The sequence below is a fragment of the Pelagibius sp. genome (assembly GCF_965227505.1).
Lineage (GTDB): Bacteria > Pseudomonadota > Alphaproteobacteria > Kiloniellales > Kiloniellaceae > Pelagibius.
The window spans coordinates 3444504-3459781 of the sequence record NZ_OZ245757.1 but is presented as its reverse complement, the minus strand read 5'-3'; the positions used below and the strand labels follow the sequence as shown (position 1 = coordinate 3459781).

Here is a 15278-nt window from a genome sequence, read left to right as displayed (position 1 = left end):
ACGGACGATGGCAACAGCCTCTTACTTCGAACGGCGCAGCGAGCTCGAAACCTACTTCGACCGCACGGCGGCGGAGGCCTGGTCGCGCTTGACCTCCGACGCGCCGGTCGGACGCATCCGCGCGACGGTGCGCGCCGGGCGGGAACGCATGCGGGCCACCCTGCTGAGCTGGCTGCCGGAGGACCTCCGCGGCCGGCGCATTCTGGATGCCGGCTGCGGCACCGGGGCGCTGTCGATCGAGGCGGCGCGCCGCGGCGCGTGCGTGACGGCCATTGACCTGTCGCTCACGCTGGTGCAGCTGGCCCAGGACCGATGCCCCCAGGATCTCGGCGCCGGTTCCGTCAGTTTTCAGGTCGGTGACATGACCGACCCCGCACTCGGCAACTTCGATCACGTCGTCGCCATGGATTCGCTGATCCACTACGAGGCGGGCGATACGGTCGACATGCTGGCGCGCCTCGCGCAACGCGCGGAACGCAGCCTGCTCTTTACCTTCGCGCCGCGTACCCGGCCGCTCGCGGCAATGCATACGCTCGGACGCCTCTTTCCGCGCGGCAACCGGGCACCGGCCATCGAACCCCTGCGGGAGATCGACCTGCGGCGGCGCCTGGCGCGGGCCGAACGGCTGGACGGCTGGGAAACCGGCCGCAGCGAGCGCATCGCCAGCGGCTTCTACACCTCACAGGCCCTGGAGTTGCGGCGCCCATGAAAACCCTGCAGAGAGTTCTGGCGCGCGGCTGGCTCCATGTCGGGCCACGCTTCCTGCCGTTTGCCGACGCGGCAACGGCGGAGCTGCCGCTCGGCAGGCTGCTGCGCCTCTCGCTGTTCCAGGTCTCCGTCGGCATGGCGGTCGTCCTCATAACCGGTGTCCTGAACCGGGTGATGATTCTTGAACTGAGCGTGCCGGCCTGGTTCGTCGCGCTCGCCGTCGCCCTGCCGCTGATGCTGGCGCCATTGCGCGTGCTCATCGGCTTTCGCTCCGATTATCACATCTCGGTCCTCGGCTGGCGGCGGGTGCCCTACATCTGGACCGGCACCCTGATTCAGTTCGGCGGGCTTTCCATCATGCCCTTCGCCCTGCTGGTGCTCTCCGGCGATAACTACCATGACGTCCCGGCCATCGTCGGCCAGGGCGCCGCCGCCGCGGCCTTTTTCATGGTCGGCATCGGCCTTCATATGGCGCAGACCGCGGGTCTCGCCCTGGCCACCGATCTCGCACCGGCGGAGGCGCGCCCGCGTGTCGTGGCATTGCTCTACGTCATGCTGCTCCTCGGCATGGTGGTCAGCGCCCTCGCGTTCGGTGCGCTGCTAGCGGACTTCAACGCGGTGAAGCTGATCAGGGTGATCCAGGGCGCAGCCGTGGTGACCGTGGTCTTCAACGTCGTGGCGCTCTGGCAGCAGGAGGTGCGCGACCCTGCGCGCACCGATCCCGCCCGGCCGCGCCCCGACTTCGCCCAGACCTGGCGCGGCTTCATCAGCCAGGGCCGCGTGCTGCGCCTGCTGGTGGCGATCGGTCTCGGCACCGCGGCGTTCAGCATGCAGGATATTCTGCTGGAGCCCTATGGCGGGCAAATCCTCGGCCTCAGCGTCAGCGCGACGACGGTGCTGACTGCCCTGCTGGCCGGCGGCACGCTGATCGGTCTCGGCCTGGCGGCCGGCCGTCTAGGCCGCGGCGCCGATCCGCTGCGCCTCGCCGGCTGGGGCGCCGTCGCCGGCCTGGCGGCCTTTGCCCTGGTCATCCTGGCCGCGCCCCTGAATTCCACCCTTCTGTTCCGCGCCGGCACGGCACTGATCGGCTTCGGCGGCGGGCTCTTCGCCGTCGGCACGCTGACCGCCATCATGGCTCTGGCCGAGGGCGCCCACCGCGGTATCGCGCTCGGCGCCTGGGGAGCGGTCCAGGCCTGCTGCGCGGGAGGAGCCATCGCCCTGGGCGGCGCCGTGCGGGATGTCGTTTCGCAACTTGCGGATACAGGCGCGCTGGGCCCGGTCCTGACCGGTCCCGCCATCGGCTATGGCGCGGTCTATCACCTCGAAATCCTGCTGCTCTTCGCCACCTTGATCGCCCTGGGGCCGCTGGCGCGGGCGAGGGACGGGCGCAGGGCAGAATCGAAAAACCGTTTCGGGCTGGCGGAGTTCCCCGGCTAGGCCCGATTGCTTGTGGAGGTTTGTCATGTCAACCGGCGCATTTACCAGCTACATCGACGTCGCGCAGATTGCCCTCTATGTCTTCTGGGTCTTCTTCGCCCTGCTGATCTTCTATCTGCGGCGTGAGGACAAGCGCGAAGGCTATCCTCTGGAATCCGACCGCTCCGACCGGGTGACCGTCCAGGGCTTCCCCTCTCTGCCGGACCCCAAGACCTTTCATTTGCACCACGGCGGCACGGTGACGGCGCCGCGGACCGAGTCGGACACACGGACGATTCACGCCGAGCCGGCCTCCTACTTCCCGGGTGCGCCCTTGATGCCGACCGGCAATCCGATGACCGACGCCGTCGGTCCGGCCTCCTATGCGCAGCGGGCCAACACGCCCGACCTGACCGCCGAGGGGGCGGTGAAGATCGTGCCTCTGCGGACGGCAGGCGACTTCTATCTGGAACCGCGCGACCCCGATCCGCGCGGCTGCCCGGTCGTGGCCGCCGACGGGCAGACCGCCGGAACCGTGGTGGATGCCTGGGTCGACCGTGCCGAGGTGCTGATCCGTTACCTCGAGGTGGAGGTATCCGGCCCCGAGGGCCAGCGGCGCGTCATGCTGCCCATGACCTGCGTGCGGATGGGCGGCAAGCGCGGGGCCCGGAAGGTCCGCGTCAACGCGATCACCGCGGCACAGTTTGCTGACGTGCCATCGCTGGCGAACCCGGAGCAGATCACCCTGCTGGAGGAAGACCGCATCTGTGCCTACTACGCCGGCGGCAACCTCTATGCCACACCCCAGCGCCAGGAGCCGGTCCTATGACGGCCCATCACGGTCACGACGATTTCGCGTTCGAACCCGTCCGCGGCCTGCCCGAGACTCTGCCGGAGGGAGAGGCAATCCTTTGGCAGGGGGTGCCGGCGTGGCGTTCTCTGGCCCGGCGCGTTTTCCACACCCGGAAGATCGCCTTCTATGTGACGTTGCTGCTGCTCTGGCAGGGCGCGACGACGCTGCATGACGGCGGCAGCTTCGCTATGGCTGCCGTCGCCGTTCTGATGCCCTTGCCGCTGGCGTTGGGCGCGGTTGCCATTCCCGCCCTGCTGGCCTGGGGTTCCGCCCGTTCGACGGTCTACACCATCACCAACAAGCGGGTGGTCATCCGCTCCGGCATCGCCCTGGACGTCACCGTCAACCTGCCGCTGGCGAAGATCGAGACTCTCTCCAAGCGGCTGCACCGCGACGGCAGCGGCGACATTCCCATGACCCTGGCCGGCGACGGGCGGATCGCCTACCTCGCGCTCTGGCCCAACGCCCGCCCCTGGCGTCTCGCCCGGCCGCAGCCGATGCTGCGCTGCCTGGCGGAGCCGGAGGCCGTCGCCGAGCTTCTGGTCAGGGCCCTGATCGCAGCCCAGGCCGCTACAGGCCTGGAGACTGTGGAAGGCGAGTCCAAGGCCAAACCGACGGCGGAGCAGCCCCGCTCCGCGCCAATTGCAGCGGCCTCTTGAGACAGGGAACACAGGCCATGACCACAAACCACAAGCAGACCGAGACCATTCCGCGGCCCGTCCTGCTTGCCGCCGGGGCCATGGTTGTTCTTGCTATCGCGCTGGCTGGTTTCGGGCAGATCAGCGGGCTGGGGCGGGTCGCCCTGCCCGAGGCGGAAGCCGTTGCGAGCCGGGAACTGCACTTCGAACAGCGCAGCGATGGCGAAGTCGTCGTCCTTGGCAGCGACGGTGTGGTTGCAGTCAATCCGGAGGGCGCCGGCTTCCTGCTCGGCATTGCCCGCGGCCTGGGGCGCGAGCGCCTGCTGCGGGGCGCCGACCCGAACGCGCCTTTCACCCTCACGCGCTGGAGCGACGGGCGGCTGTCATTGCTGGACCGGGAAACCGGCAGCGAGATCGAACTGTCAGCCTTCGGCCCGGACAATCGGCGCCTGCTTGCGGCCCTGCTCTACGCAGAGACCGCAGCGCAATGATGCTTGCCTGACGCAAGCGCAAAGGAGAACACCATGGACGACCTCAACATCAACGACGCCGTCAATGTCACCACCCGCCAAGCCGTCACCGAGGACCTCATCTCGCCGCGCTTCTACACCACCGACTTCGCGGCCATGGACCGCTTGGACGTCAGTTCGGTGCGCAGCGAGTGGGACGCCCTGATGGCGGAATTCCGCGCCGACAACAACCGCCACCACTTCGACCGCGACCCGAAGTTCAACGTCGACATCGAGGCGCTGCCCGAAGACCTGCGGGAAGAGTTCCTCGACTTTCTGGTGAGTTCCCTGACCGCCGAGTTCTCCGGCTGCGTGCTCTACTCCGACATCAAGACCCGGGTGAAGAACCCGGACGTCAAGGCGCTGATGGGCGCCATGAGCCGCGACGAGTCCCGCCATGCCGGCTTCATCAACAAGGCGCTGAAGGACTTCAACCTGGGAATCGAGCTCGGCTTTCTGAAGAAGACCAAAAAGTACACCTTCTTCAAGCCGAAGTTCATCTTCTACGCCACCTATCTCTCGGAGAAGATCGGCTACGCGCGCTACATCACGATCTACCGGCAGCTCGAACGCAACCCGCAGTACCGCTTCCATCCGATCTTCAAGTGGTTCGAAGCCTGGTGCAACGACGAGTTCCGCCATGGCGAGGCCTTTGCCCTGATCATGCGCGCCGACCCCAGCCTGCTGCGGGGCCGCAACAAGCTGTGGATCCGCTTCTTCCTGCTGGCCGTCTTCGCGACCATGTACGTGCGCGACCATGCACGGCCCGCCCTGCATCGCGCCCTCGGGCTCGATCCCACCGAGTTCGATTTCACGGTCTTCCGCATCACCACGGAGATCTCAAAGCAGATCTTCCCGGTCAGCCTGGACCTCGACAATCCGGCTTTCCGCGCCGGGCTGGAGCGCCTGCGGCGTATCGCCGAGGCGAGCAAGGCCGCGAAGGAAAGAGGCGGCCTCGTCGGCGGTGCCAAACGGGCTGCCCTCGCCGTAGCAGGCGCAGCGACCTTCGCCCGGCTCTACCTGCTGCCGACGCGCAAGCACGCGCTGCCGCAGAACGTCCGGCTGGACCCGGTGTGGTAAGTCGGTAACCGACCCGAATGTGAGGCACGCCGATGATCGAGTACGGCCTTCCTGTGATTTTCGCGCTCTTTGTGTGGTGGTTCTCCACCGGCGTGATCATCTACCTGGACGGCCTGCCCAGGCACACCTTCCGCTGGGGCATGCTGGGCGCCACGCTGCTGCTTGCCGCCTCGATCTACGGCTTGGCCGTGACCAAGAACGACACCAGCGTCGCGGGGGCCTACTGGGCCTTCACCTTCGGCCTGCTGATCTGGGGCTGGCAGGAAATCAGCTTCTACATGGGTTTCGTCACCGGCCCGCGAAAGAAAGCCTGCCCGGAGGGTTGCCGCGGCTGGAAGCACTTCGGTCACGCCATACAGGTCAGCCTCTACCATGAGCTCTCGATCATCGCCGCAGCGGTGCTGGTGGTCGCAGTCACCTGGAACGGCGCCAATCAGGTCGGCACCTGGACCTTCATGATCCTCTGGTGGATGCATGAGAGTGCCAGGCTCAACGTCTTCCTGGGCGTGCGCAACCTGAACGAGGAGTTCCTGCCGGAGCATCTGGAGTATCTGAAGAGCTTTCTCACCAAGAAGCCGATGAATCTGCTGTTCCCGGTTTCAATCACCGTTTCGACGGTGATCCTTACTTGGCTGATTCAGTCGGCGATCGCGCCGGAAGCCACCGCCTTTGAAGCGGTCGGCTATACCTTCCTGGCAACCATGATGGCGCTGGCGGTTTTGGAGCATTGGTTCCTGGTGGTTCCCCTGCCGGCTGCCTCCCTGTGGAACTGGGCCCTTTCCTCCCACGGCAAGGCCCAACCCCTCGATGGCGAGCCGGCCGCCTTTGGTGTCGTGGAGGACCACGGCCTCGAGCAGGTCAGCACCCTCTCCGCACTGCATCTCGCCGGGAGCCGTGACACAGAAACAGATCACGGGCATGACCACGAAGGCGAGGCGACGTCATCGCATGGCGGCAACGCCCCCGGCGAAAACGAACAGCCGCGCATCGTGGCCATCGGACAGAATCTGGACTGCCCGGCGCTGGACGCCGGCACCGCAGGCTGCACCGCGGCCGCCACATCAGCCACCTCGGGGCCAACCCCTCGGACACGGCCTGTCGAACCTCAAAGCGAGGAGGAGACGAAGAATGGATTACCAGAGCTTCTTCGACCAGCAGCTTACTGATCTCCGTCGGGAGGGACGCTATCGCGTCTTCGCCGATCTGGCGCGTCAGGCCGGCAGCTTTCCGCGCGCCACTTGTCATCCTTCGCGCCAACCCGGCGAAGAACCGGGGGATCCTTGCGGCGAGGTCACCGTGTGGTGTTCCAACGACTACCTCGGCATGGGACAGCACCCCGCCGTGCTCGCAGCCATGCACGAGGCGATCGACCGCTGCGGCGCCGGCGCCGGGGGAACGCGCAACATCTCGGGCACCAACCACTATCATGTGCTGCTCGAACGCGAGTTGGCCGACCTCCACGGTAAGGAAGCGGCCCTGCTTTTCACCTCCGGCTATGTGTCGAACTGGGCGGCGCTGACAACCCTGGCCTCGCGCCTTCCCAACTGCGTCGTCGTTTCCGATGCGAAAAACCATGCCTCCATGATCGAGGGCATCCGCCACTCGCGCGCGGAAAAGCGCATCTTCAAACACAACGATCCGGAGGATCTGGCGCGCAAGCTGGCCGACATAGAGCCCGGGCGCGCCAAGCTGGTTGCCTTCGAATCCGTCTATTCCATGGATGGGGATGTCGCACCCATTGCCGAGATCTGCGATGTGGCCGAGAGATACGGCGCCATGACCTACCTCGACGAGGTGCACGCGGTGGGGCTCTATGGCCCGCGCGGCGGCGGCATCGCGGAGCGCGAGGGGCTGATGGACCGCCTGACGGTCATCGAAGGCACCCTCGGCAAGGCATTCGGCGTTCTCGGCGGCTACATCTCCGGGTCGGCCGCCGTTGTCGATTTCGTCCGCAGCTTCGCCTCGGGCTTCATCTTCACCACCGCCCTGCCCCCCGCCGTAACCGCCGGGGCCTTGGCATCGGTCCGCCACCTCAAGCACAGCAAGGTAGAACGCGCCCGCCACCAGGAGCGTGCCGCAACCCTGAAATGGATGCTGACACAGGCGGGACTGCCGGTCATGCCGTCCGCAAGCCACATCGTCCCGGTGCTGGTGGGGGATCCGCGCAAATGCAAGGCGGTGACCGACCTGTTGTGGGAGCGCCACGGGATCTACGTACAGCCGATCAACTATCCGACGGTGGAACGCGGCACGGAGCGGCTGCGCCTGACACCATCGCCGCTCCACGGCGACGACGATATGGAACGCCTGGTTTCGGCCTTGAGTGAAATCTGGTCGGAGTTCGCCTTGGTCAGGGAGGCCGCCTGAAGAAGGCCGCCATAGACGCCGGCATTCGGAGCGTTGCGGGCACCGCAACCGGCGGCTGGTATCAAAGGTTGCATCACGAGCCCGCCAACACCAAATGCGGTAGAGAAAGTGTGCCGCTATGATGTTGATTTCACAGATATTTCAGTAAATTGTGCTTGTAGTCTGACAGCCGCTGTCCACATTTATGGACAGATAGGATCGCGGTCTGTAGAAGTGGATTTATAAGCAGGTCGTAAAGTACAAGGCCTGTGCGCAAGGGGGGATTGGTTTAGGGCAAAGGCTTGTGGCTGCGCCGAGGGGCGACCTGCGAAGGGAGTCCACCGGCAGGGGGTGTGTCACGCCCACGACAGCCGCAGTCGGCCGACCCATTTTCGATAGCGCATGAGATTGAGTCATTATGGAAGGCTTGAACGTCGCACAACCTGACATAACCCTTCATCTGGATATGGAGGGCACCATCCAGCGCGTCTCCCATTCCGCCGCGATCCCCGACAGCGATGTCGAGAGCCTGCGCGGGCGTGCCTGGAGCGAGACGGTCGGCGACGTCGGCGGCGACAAGATCAAGCACATGCTGGAAGACGCGCGGGACCGGGGGATCTCGGCCTTTCGCCAGCTTAACCAGCACTTTCCCAGCGGACTGAAGCTGCCGATCGAGTACACGGCGGTGCGCCTTGGCGACAACCAGGGCCTCGTCGCCATCGGGCGCAACCTGCAGGCTGTGGCCGAACTGCAGTCCCGCCTCGTTGCCGCGCAGCAGGCCATGGAGCGCGACTACTGGAAGCTTCGTGAAGTCGAGACCCGCTATCGGCTGCTCTTCGACTCGTCGAACGAGGCGGTGCTCCTGATCCGCGCGTCGACCCTTCATATCGTGGAAGCCAATCCGGTTGCGATCCGCGCGCTCGGCGTGTCGGCCCAGGGCGGCGAGTTCCTGGCCGAGATCGCGGCGAAGGAGCGCCAGCATTTCGAAGACATGCTGCAGCGGGTCCGCGATCAGGGCAAAGCGCCGGCCGTCATGATCCACATGGGCCAGGACCAGACACCCTGGCTGGTCCGCGCGTCCCTGATGACCGCTGGACCGGGCCCCATGTACCTGCTTCAGCTCTCCCCGGTTTCTGCCGAGGCTCCTGCGAGCCTCGTCAACGATACGATGCCGATTGCCGACCTCATCGCGCGGGTTCCCGATGCCTTTGTCGTGCTCGACAAGCAGGGCACGGTCCTGCGGACCAATCAGGCCTTCCTTGACCTGGTTCAGGCCGGCTCCGAGGCGGTGGTCGTCGGGGAGCGGCTCAGCCGCTGGCTGTGGCGGCCCGGCGCCGATCTGACTGTCCTGCTGGCCAACATTCAGCTCCATGGGACGGTCAGGCTGTTCTCAACGACCGTGCACGGCGATCTGGGCCTGGAAACCGAGGTGGAGCTCTCCGCCAGTGGTGACAGGCAAGGCGACCCCCAGCATATCGGGGTCCTCATCCGCGACGTGAGCCGGCGGCTGGTGAACAGCACGCACGGCCGGGAACTCAGCACGCTGGTCAGCACCCTCACCGAGCAGATCGGCAGCACCTCCCTGCGCGACCTTGTCAGGGACACGGTTGGCGTCGTCGAACGACACTACATCGAATCGGCGCTTGAGCTGACCAACGGCAACCGCACCGCCGCGGCCGAACTCCTGGGCCTGAGCCGTCAGAGCCTCTATGCCAAGTTGAACCGCTACGCGATGGACGGCGGCACACAATCGCCGTCAGACAACAAAGCGTAACCGGTGCCCCTGCCAGCGTGTCCGAACAACAGCCCGCGACACCGGCCTTCGGCGAAGCCGATCTCTCGAACTGCGAGCGGGAACAGATCCATCTGGCTGGGTCGATCCAGCCTCATGGTGCGCTTCTCGTGCTCCAGGAACCGGAGCTGCGCGTCGTGCAAGCCAGCGCAAACGCCGGAAGCTTCCTCGGGCATGAATCCCCTGTCGGCACAAAGCTCGACGATTGGGAGGGCGATCTCTCAGAGAAAATCCGGCGCCACCTCGGCGACCGTATGGACCGTATCCCGATTGCCGTCCGATGCCACCTGGGATCGCCGGCGCGGGAGTTCGACGGACTGATCCACCGCCCGCCGGAAGGCGGACTGATTGTCGAGCTGGAAGAAGCGGGGGCATCGCTCAACCTCTCCCAGCACCTCGAAGACTCGCTGCGCAAGATCCTCGAGACCGCTTCCCTGGCCGAGCTCTGCAGCGAATCCGCCGGTATCATCAAAGCGCTCACCGGCTTCGACCGGGTCATGGTCTACCGCTTCGACGAAGAGGGGCATGGCGAGGTCTTCGCAGAACGACGGGAAGAGCATCTGGAAGCCTTTCTCGGAAACCGCTATCCGGCATCCGACATTCCTCAGATTGCCCGGCGACTCTATGAACGCAACCGCGTGCGGCTGCTGGTCGACGTGGACTACGAACCGGTGCCTTTGCAGCCGGCTCTTTCGCCGCTGACCGGCGGCGAGCTCGACATGTCGCTCTGCACGCTGCGGAGCATGTCGCCGATCCACATACAGTACCTGCAGAACATGGGCGTCAGCGCGACACTGGTCGCCTCGTTGATGGTTGCCGGCCGGCTCTGGGGCCTCATCGCCTGCCATCACTATGCGCCGCGCTCGGTCCCCTACGAGACCCGCGCCGTCGTCGAGCTTCTGGCGGAAACCATCGCGACGCGCCTCGCAGCTCTTGAGAGCTTCGTGCAGGCCGAAGCGGAGCTCATGGTCCAGCGTCTCGAGCAGCGCCTTGTCGAGGCGATTTCACGCGACGGCGATTGGCAGTCCGCTTTGTTCGGACATAGCCGTTCTCTGCTGCAGCCCCTCGACGCCAGTGGCGCGGCCCTGCTGTTCGAGGGCGAGGTGCGGACCACGGGCGAGGTGCCGGGAACCCGCGAGCTGCGCCGCATCGGCAACTGGCTCGACCGCCAGGCGCGCAAGGGGCAGATCACCACGACCTCGCTGGGCCGCGAGGAGCCTGCCTTTGCGTCCCTGACGCCGGTGGCCAGCGGACTGCTGGCCATGCCCCTTTCCAGCGTTCCCGGCGAGTACCTGTTGTGGTTCCGGCCCGAACGCATTCGCACCGTCACCTGGGGCGGCAATCCCTTCAAGCCGGTGATCGTCGGCAACGACCCCTCCGATCTTTCACCGCGGCGCTCCTTCTCTCAATGGCACGAAGTCGTCGAGGGCACGGCCGACCCCTGGACCTCCGCCGACCTGAATACGGCACGCCTGATCGGCGACACGCTGGCCGACGTGGTTCTGCAGTTCCGCTCGGTGCGCATGGTGATCGCCCAGGAGCAGCTCGATCAGGTCAGCGACAAGGTAAAGCTCTCCGAACAACCGGTGATCACGGCCTCTCCGGAAGGCCGCATCCTGCTGATCAACTCGGCGTTCCGGCGCTTACTGAAGGACCCTGGCAAAGAACTGACCACGGTCAACGACCTCCCGTCGCTCTTCACCAACCCCAACGCCGTAAGGCGCAGTCTCGACGACCTGTTGCGTCATCAGAGCACATGGCGTGGCGAGGTTGTCCTGCATCTGCAGGAGGAGGAAGCGACGCCGCTGCGTGTGCGTGCCGATGCCGTGATCTCCGCCCCCGACCATCTGCTCGGCTTCGTCTTCATGTTTACCGACCTGACCGAGCGCAAGGCCGCGGACACTGCCCGCCGCCAGTTCCAGGAAGGGCTGATCGGACGCCATCAGATGCACGGTCTGCAGCTCAACTCGAAGTCAGATCTGCTCTACCGCAACCTGCTGTCCTCGGTCGTCGGCAATGCGCAGCTTGCGGCGCTCGAGATCACCGACAGCATGGAACTGGCCAAGATCCCGTCAAAGCTCGAAAGCGTTCAGGCCTCCGTGGCACGCTCCAGGGAGCTGCTGGAACACCTGATGTGGCATGCCATGGTGGACGATGACAGCGAAGACGAGGAAGGGCCCGGAGGGAAGGACCGGCCGCCGGGGATTCGCAGCTAGGGCGCTGCAGCCCGAACGGCCAATGACATCGCGATGCTGTCCCGGAAAGCCCGTACGCCCTCGTCGACCGCAGCACGGAACCGCAGTGGCGGCAGGGGCGCGCGGTTGATCCTCTCGCGGTAGGCGCCCCGAAACCGATCGAGGTCTCCCACCTCCGTAAAGTCGTAGAACGAAAGACATCCGGGCTGCAGACCCAGATTGCGGGCCAGCAGGCGCCGCAACACCCGTCCGCCGTTCAGATCGCCGAGATAGCGGGTGTAGGCATGGCCCAGAAGCCGCGCCGGATCGCTCTCCGCCACCGCCTCTATCCGCCGGGCATAGCGGTCGGCGGCAGGCAGCACCGGCAGCACCGACCGCCAGGTTGCTCCAAAGAGAGCGTCAAGGTCGCGGGCAAGCCCCTCCGCGCGGTAGACGACCGGCTCGGCAAGCCCTGAAATCACAGGGTCCGCCTTCCCCTGCTCAAGCGACCGTTCCAGCGCCCCATAGACCGGATGCAGATTGCGCAGCAACAGCACATATCCCGTCCGGCTGACGGTCCCGTGCAGAATGTCGGCGATGATGCCCGAACGCTCGGCCTGGCGATGCAGACGCTGGGTTCGATCTTTCAGGCTGTCCGCCAGACCCGGCGCGCCGATGCGACTGCCGCGCTGCTTGCGGTGCTCTGCCGCGGCGGAACCCGGATCCACTCTCTGCCCATCCATCGCGCGCACCTCTCCGGTCCCTGCAAAGACGAGCTTCGCCGAGCCGACCGGCAGGGTCAAGCGACAGGGCCAAGCGACAGGCCCGCCTTCGCGGCGGGCCGGCGCCCAGGGCACCCCCCTCAGAGAGACTGGCTCAAGGCGGGGCGGCGCTCAGGGAGGGGAAGTCGCCCAGCATGCTGTCGCCGTTCAGCGGCTTCTGAACGCCCTGATGACAGGTCGTGCAATACGTCTTGGCGACATCGCCCAAAGGCCCCAGCCGCGTCGGCGGAAAGACCGGCTGCAGCGGATCGAGATGTTCGATGTTCAAGGCCCGCACCATCTCGATGCCATGCCAGGCGGTCATGCGCTGCGGGGTGCTCTGCGCCCACTCCTGGACCGCACGCGTGTTGTGACAGAACGTGCAGTTGACCCCCAGGGCCTCGGACATATGGATCATGAGCGCATAGGAGCGCTCGGTATCCTGGATCGAAACCACATGATCGCTCGGCAGGGCGTCCAGTCCCTCGACGCGGATCTCACCGTAGTCGCCCAGAAGCGCGGTAAAGGGATCGGTGTGCAGGGAGGTCAGTCCGACGGAAACGGTGTTCTGCCCGGCCGTATAGCCGGCCCAGCCGCCCGTCGGCCCGGGCTCTTCCTCTCTGTACCAGACGTTCTGCGGCACCGGATGGCCACGGTGGCAGGTGTAGCAGGTGACGCCGGTCTCGGCGACATGGTCCGTCCAGTTGGCGTTGATGTCCCAGGTCATCTGCAGCATCCGCCGGGCGACGCCCTTGGTGTAGACCTCGTCCGAAGCCAGGTTCTCCTCGTTGTGGCAGTAGACGCAGCCCTCCTCGGGAGAAACCCATTCGGTGATCGCGGCCATCAGGCGGTCGAACTGGTCGGAACTGAGATGTCCCAGCACCGGCACGTTCTCGTAGACTTCCGAGGCACGTGGGCCGCTGGTGTCAAGCTCCCAGGGCGGTTCCGGCAACTGGTTCGCCGCAACGCCCTCGGCCATGCGCTCGATATCGCCGATCTGCACCATCGCCGTGCCGCGGAAGCCGGTCTGGTTATTGTCCACCGGCGGCAGGTCCCAGTCCGCCATGACGAACATGGCGACGGTCAGAAAGGCTGCGACAACCGCCAGCAATCCGGTCCAGATGTTCATTGCCCTGCTCCCATCGCCGGGTCGCCCATGCCTTGGAAGACGTCCGGGTAAGGCGGGGCCACACCGTGTTTCACCGACCAGAGATACCAGTTATCGACCACCGTGCCGGTCAGCAGAATACCGATGCCGCCGGTCAGGGGCGTCAGCACCGCAAACCACCAGGCCCAGCGGTGGATCGATTCCATCGTGGCGTTGAAGCCCATGGTCCAGCGCCAGAACAGCGCCGCCCGTTCCGATGCCGTGCCGCGGTCGGTCACCTGCTCGATCTCGCGCTCGCCGCCAAGGCGGCTGACCGCGAGGATCGTCGCGCCGTGCATGGCAAAGAGCAGCACGGAGCCGTAGAGGAAGACGATCGAGAGCGCGTGGAAGGGGTTGTAATGCAGATTGCCGTAACGCAGCGAGAAGGCCGTGGTCCAGTCGAGATGCGGGAAGATGCCGAAAGGCACGGCCTCCGCCCAGCTCCCCATCAGCGCCGGGCGGATGAAGCCCAGAACGAGGAACAGGAAGATGGCCGACGCAAAGGCCCAGGCGACATGCGTCCCCATGCCCAGGGCGCGGGCCCGGCGATAGGTGCGCACCCACCACAGCAGGATGGAGATGGTCAGGAAGAACCCGGCCATGACCCACCAGCCGCCTTCGGAAAGGGGTGGCAGGAATGCGAAGCCGTACTCCGGCGGCGGCGGCTCGAGCGCCAGCCAGGGCAGTTGACGGACGAACTCGATCGGATCCCAGTTCACCGAGGCGGCCATGTTGAGGCCGATGATCTCGATGGCTGCGAAGCCGAAGAGCAGCGAAACGATCCCGGTCCAGCCCAGGTAGATCGGTCCGATCTGGGCATTCCCGAGCCAGCCGATCCAGTAGGCGAAAAAGGGTTTGCCGGCGCGGTCGGAATCGTGGCGCGGCAGGTCGACGCCGAGTTCGGGGGCGGCGCGGACCTGAACGCGGGTGAAAATGTTTTGATATTCAGCCATGGTCCCTTGCCTTTCCCTAGAACCAGATCGGCAGTCTCAGCCACCAGTCCCACCACTCCGGCCAGCTGCGGTTCCAGAACGGCCCGGAGATGACGATGCAGATGGCGCTCCAGACGCCGGCGTTGATCGCGAGCAGAAGCCCGAGGCGGTGAATGCCCAGGGTGCCGATGGAGTAGCCGATGGTGTCGCGGAAGAAGGTGTCTTCGTATTCCGGCGTCTTGACCTTCTCCCCCTCGGCCGGGTTGACCGCCGAGAGCACCAGCGCGCCGTGCAGCGAGAGCGCCAGGGTGGTGGTGAAGAAGAAGGTGACCGCGATCATGTGCGCCGGGTTGTACATGAAGTGCAGGTGCTGGTAGCCGACGTTGGACACCCAGTCGAGGTGACTGTAGATGCCGTAGGGGAAGCCGTGCCCCCAGGCGCCGAGCAGCAGCGGACGGATCACCACCAGGGTTACATAAGCCAGAATGGCCGCGCTGAAGGCGATCGGCACATGGTAGCCGATACCCAGCTTGCGGCAGATCTCCACCTCGCGCAGCGCCCAGGAGACGAAGCTGCCGATAGCGCAGATGGTGACGATTTGCCAGATGCCGCCTTCCATCATCGGGGCCGGTCCCAATCCATACTTAAGGTCCGGCGGTGCGATGTTGATCTGCCAGAGGTTCCAGGTCGGCCCCTGGCTGGCACCATAGATGATCAGCACGGTGCCCAGAGCGGCGAAGAAGACCGTCGTCACACCGAAGAAGCCCACGTAGAAGGGACCGACCCAGAAGTCGAACATGTCGCCGCCGATCAGCGTTCCTCCGCGTACGCGGTACTTCCTTTCAAAACTGAGCATTGCCATGGCGTGCCTCTCCTTTGGGTCGCCCTGAACTTAAAGCCGCCGCGGGCGGCGGGTTGGCAG

14 protein-coding genes are annotated in these 15278 nt (G+C 65.7%); 10 read left to right on the top strand and 4 right to left on the bottom strand.

Annotated elements, in window-relative coordinates; all coding sequences use genetic code 11:
• The first annotated feature begins 7 nt into the window (after positions 1–7).
• From bchM to ACO06P_RS16355, 10 genes are all read left to right on the top strand, one after another.
• Entirely contained in the window at positions 8–709 is a 702-nt protein-coding gene (gene bchM / locus ACO06P_RS16400) for a magnesium protoporphyrin IX methyltransferase (protein ID WP_420346301.1), read from the top strand.
• Positions 706–2145 (top strand): BCD family MFS transporter, encoded by a 1440-nt coding sequence (locus ACO06P_RS16395; RefSeq protein WP_420346300.1) that lies wholly within the window; start codon positions 706–708, stop codon positions 2143–2145. The genes bchM and ACO06P_RS16395 overlap by 4 nt, the downstream gene beginning before the upstream one ends.
• A gap of 25 nt (positions 2146–2170) precedes the next feature.
• A complete protein-coding gene (gene puhA / locus ACO06P_RS16390; protein WP_420346299.1) occupies positions 2171–2953 on the top strand; it encodes a photosynthetic reaction center subunit H in 783 nt (260 codons plus the stop codon).
• Positions 2950–3636: a photosynthetic complex putative assembly protein PuhB gene (gene puhB / locus ACO06P_RS16385; RefSeq protein WP_420346298.1), complete on the top strand. Its 687-nt coding sequence runs from the start codon at positions 2950–2952 to the stop codon at positions 3634–3636. The genes puhA and puhB overlap by 4 nt, the downstream gene beginning before the upstream one ends.
• Before the next feature lie 17 nt (positions 3637–3653).
• Complete coding sequence (gene puhC, locus ACO06P_RS16380) at positions 3654–4106, top strand: photosynthetic complex assembly protein PuhC (RefSeq protein WP_420346297.1); 453 nt, start codon at positions 3654–3656, stop codon at positions 4104–4106.
• Between the two features lie 33 nt (positions 4107–4139).
• A complete protein-coding gene (gene acsF, locus ACO06P_RS16375) occupies positions 4140–5204 on the top strand; it encodes a magnesium-protoporphyrin IX monomethyl ester (oxidative) cyclase (protein WP_420346296.1) in 1065 nt (354 codons plus the stop codon).
• A gap of 32 nt (positions 5205–5236) precedes the next feature.
• Positions 5237–6370, top strand: a complete 1134-nt coding sequence (gene puhE / locus ACO06P_RS16370; protein ID WP_420346295.1) for a putative photosynthetic complex assembly protein PuhE — start codon at positions 5237–5239, stop codon at positions 6368–6370.
• Positions 6333–7571 carry a 5-aminolevulinate synthase gene (gene hemA, locus ACO06P_RS16365; RefSeq protein ID WP_420346294.1) on the top strand — a complete coding sequence of 413 codons (1239 nt, stop codon included), beginning with the start codon at positions 6333–6335 and terminating at the stop codon, positions 7569–7571. The genes puhE and hemA overlap by 38 nt, the downstream gene beginning before the upstream one ends.
• Before the next feature lie 397 nt (positions 7572–7968).
• Positions 7969–9324 carry a transcriptional regulator PpsR gene (gene ppsR / locus ACO06P_RS16360; protein WP_420346293.1) on the top strand — a complete coding sequence of 452 codons (1356 nt, stop codon included), beginning with the start codon at positions 7969–7971 and terminating at the stop codon, positions 9322–9324.
• A 17-nt stretch (positions 9325–9341) separates the two neighbouring features.
• Positions 9342–11558: a GAF domain-containing protein gene (locus ACO06P_RS16355; RefSeq protein WP_420346292.1), complete on the top strand. Its 2217-nt coding sequence runs from the start codon at positions 9342–9344 to the stop codon at positions 11556–11558.
• On the opposite strand, the gene ACO06P_RS16350 is transcribed toward ACO06P_RS16355, so the two are convergent.
• The 4 genes from ACO06P_RS16350 to pufL form a co-directional block, all read right to left on the bottom strand.
• The gene (locus ACO06P_RS16350) at positions 11555–12259 is read right to left on the bottom strand and encodes a heme oxygenase (biliverdin-producing) (RefSeq protein ID WP_420346291.1); all 705 of its coding nucleotides are present in this window, start codon (positions 12257–12259) and stop codon (positions 11555–11557) included. The genes ACO06P_RS16355 and ACO06P_RS16350 overlap by 4 nt on opposite strands.
• Positions 12260–12392: 133 nt before the next feature.
• Positions 12393–13406, bottom strand: a complete 1014-nt coding sequence (gene pufC, locus ACO06P_RS16345; protein WP_420346290.1) for a photosynthetic reaction center cytochrome PufC — start codon at positions 13404–13406, stop codon at positions 12393–12395.
• Positions 13403–14377: a photosynthetic reaction center subunit M gene (gene pufM / locus ACO06P_RS16340; protein WP_420346289.1), complete on the bottom strand. Its 975-nt coding sequence runs from the start codon at positions 14375–14377 to the stop codon at positions 13403–13405. Before pufM ends, pufC begins: the two co-directional genes overlap by 4 nt.
• A 16-nt stretch (positions 14378–14393) precedes the next feature.
• Positions 14394–15218: a photosynthetic reaction center subunit L gene (gene pufL, locus ACO06P_RS16335; RefSeq protein WP_299399040.1), complete on the bottom strand. Its 825-nt coding sequence runs from the start codon at positions 15216–15218 to the stop codon at positions 14394–14396.
• Between the last annotated feature and the right edge of the window lie 60 nt (positions 15219–15278).

Coding starts and splice junctions, on each gene's coding strand:
- ACO06P_RS16350 (WP_420346291.1), bottom strand. CDS start 12,259: ATGGATGGGCAGAGAGTGGATCCGGGTTCCGCCGCGGCAGAGCACCGC.
- puhC (WP_420346297.1), top strand. CDS start 3,654: ATGACCACAAACCACAAGCAGACCGAGACCATTCCGCGGCCCGTCCTG.
- bchM (WP_420346301.1), top strand. CDS start 8: ATGGCAACAGCCTCTTACTTCGAACGGCGCAGCGAGCTCGAAACCTAC.
- puhA (WP_420346299.1), top strand. CDS start 2,171: ATGTCAACCGGCGCATTTACCAGCTACATCGACGTCGCGCAGATTGCC.
- pufL (WP_299399040.1), bottom strand. CDS start 15,218: ATGGCAATGCTCAGTTTTGAAAGGAAGTACCGCGTACGCGGAGGAACG.
- puhB (WP_420346298.1), top strand. CDS start 2,950: ATGACGGCCCATCACGGTCACGACGATTTCGCGTTCGAACCCGTCCGC.
- acsF (WP_420346296.1), top strand. CDS start 4,140: ATGGACGACCTCAACATCAACGACGCCGTCAATGTCACCACCCGCCAA.
- pufC (WP_420346290.1), bottom strand. CDS start 13,406: ATGAACATCTGGACCGGATTGCTGGCGGTTGTCGCAGCCTTTCTGACC.
- pufM (WP_420346289.1), bottom strand. CDS start 14,377: ATGGCTGAATATCAAAACATTTTCACCCGCGTTCAGGTCCGCGCCGCC.
- puhE (WP_420346295.1), top strand. CDS start 5,237: ATGATCGAGTACGGCCTTCCTGTGATTTTCGCGCTCTTTGTGTGGTGG.
- ACO06P_RS16395 (WP_420346300.1), top strand. CDS start 706: ATGAAAACCCTGCAGAGAGTTCTGGCGCGCGGCTGGCTCCATGTCGGG.
- hemA (WP_420346294.1), top strand. CDS start 6,333: ATGGATTACCAGAGCTTCTTCGACCAGCAGCTTACTGATCTCCGTCGG.
- ppsR (WP_420346293.1), top strand. CDS start 7,969: ATGGAAGGCTTGAACGTCGCACAACCTGACATAACCCTTCATCTGGAT.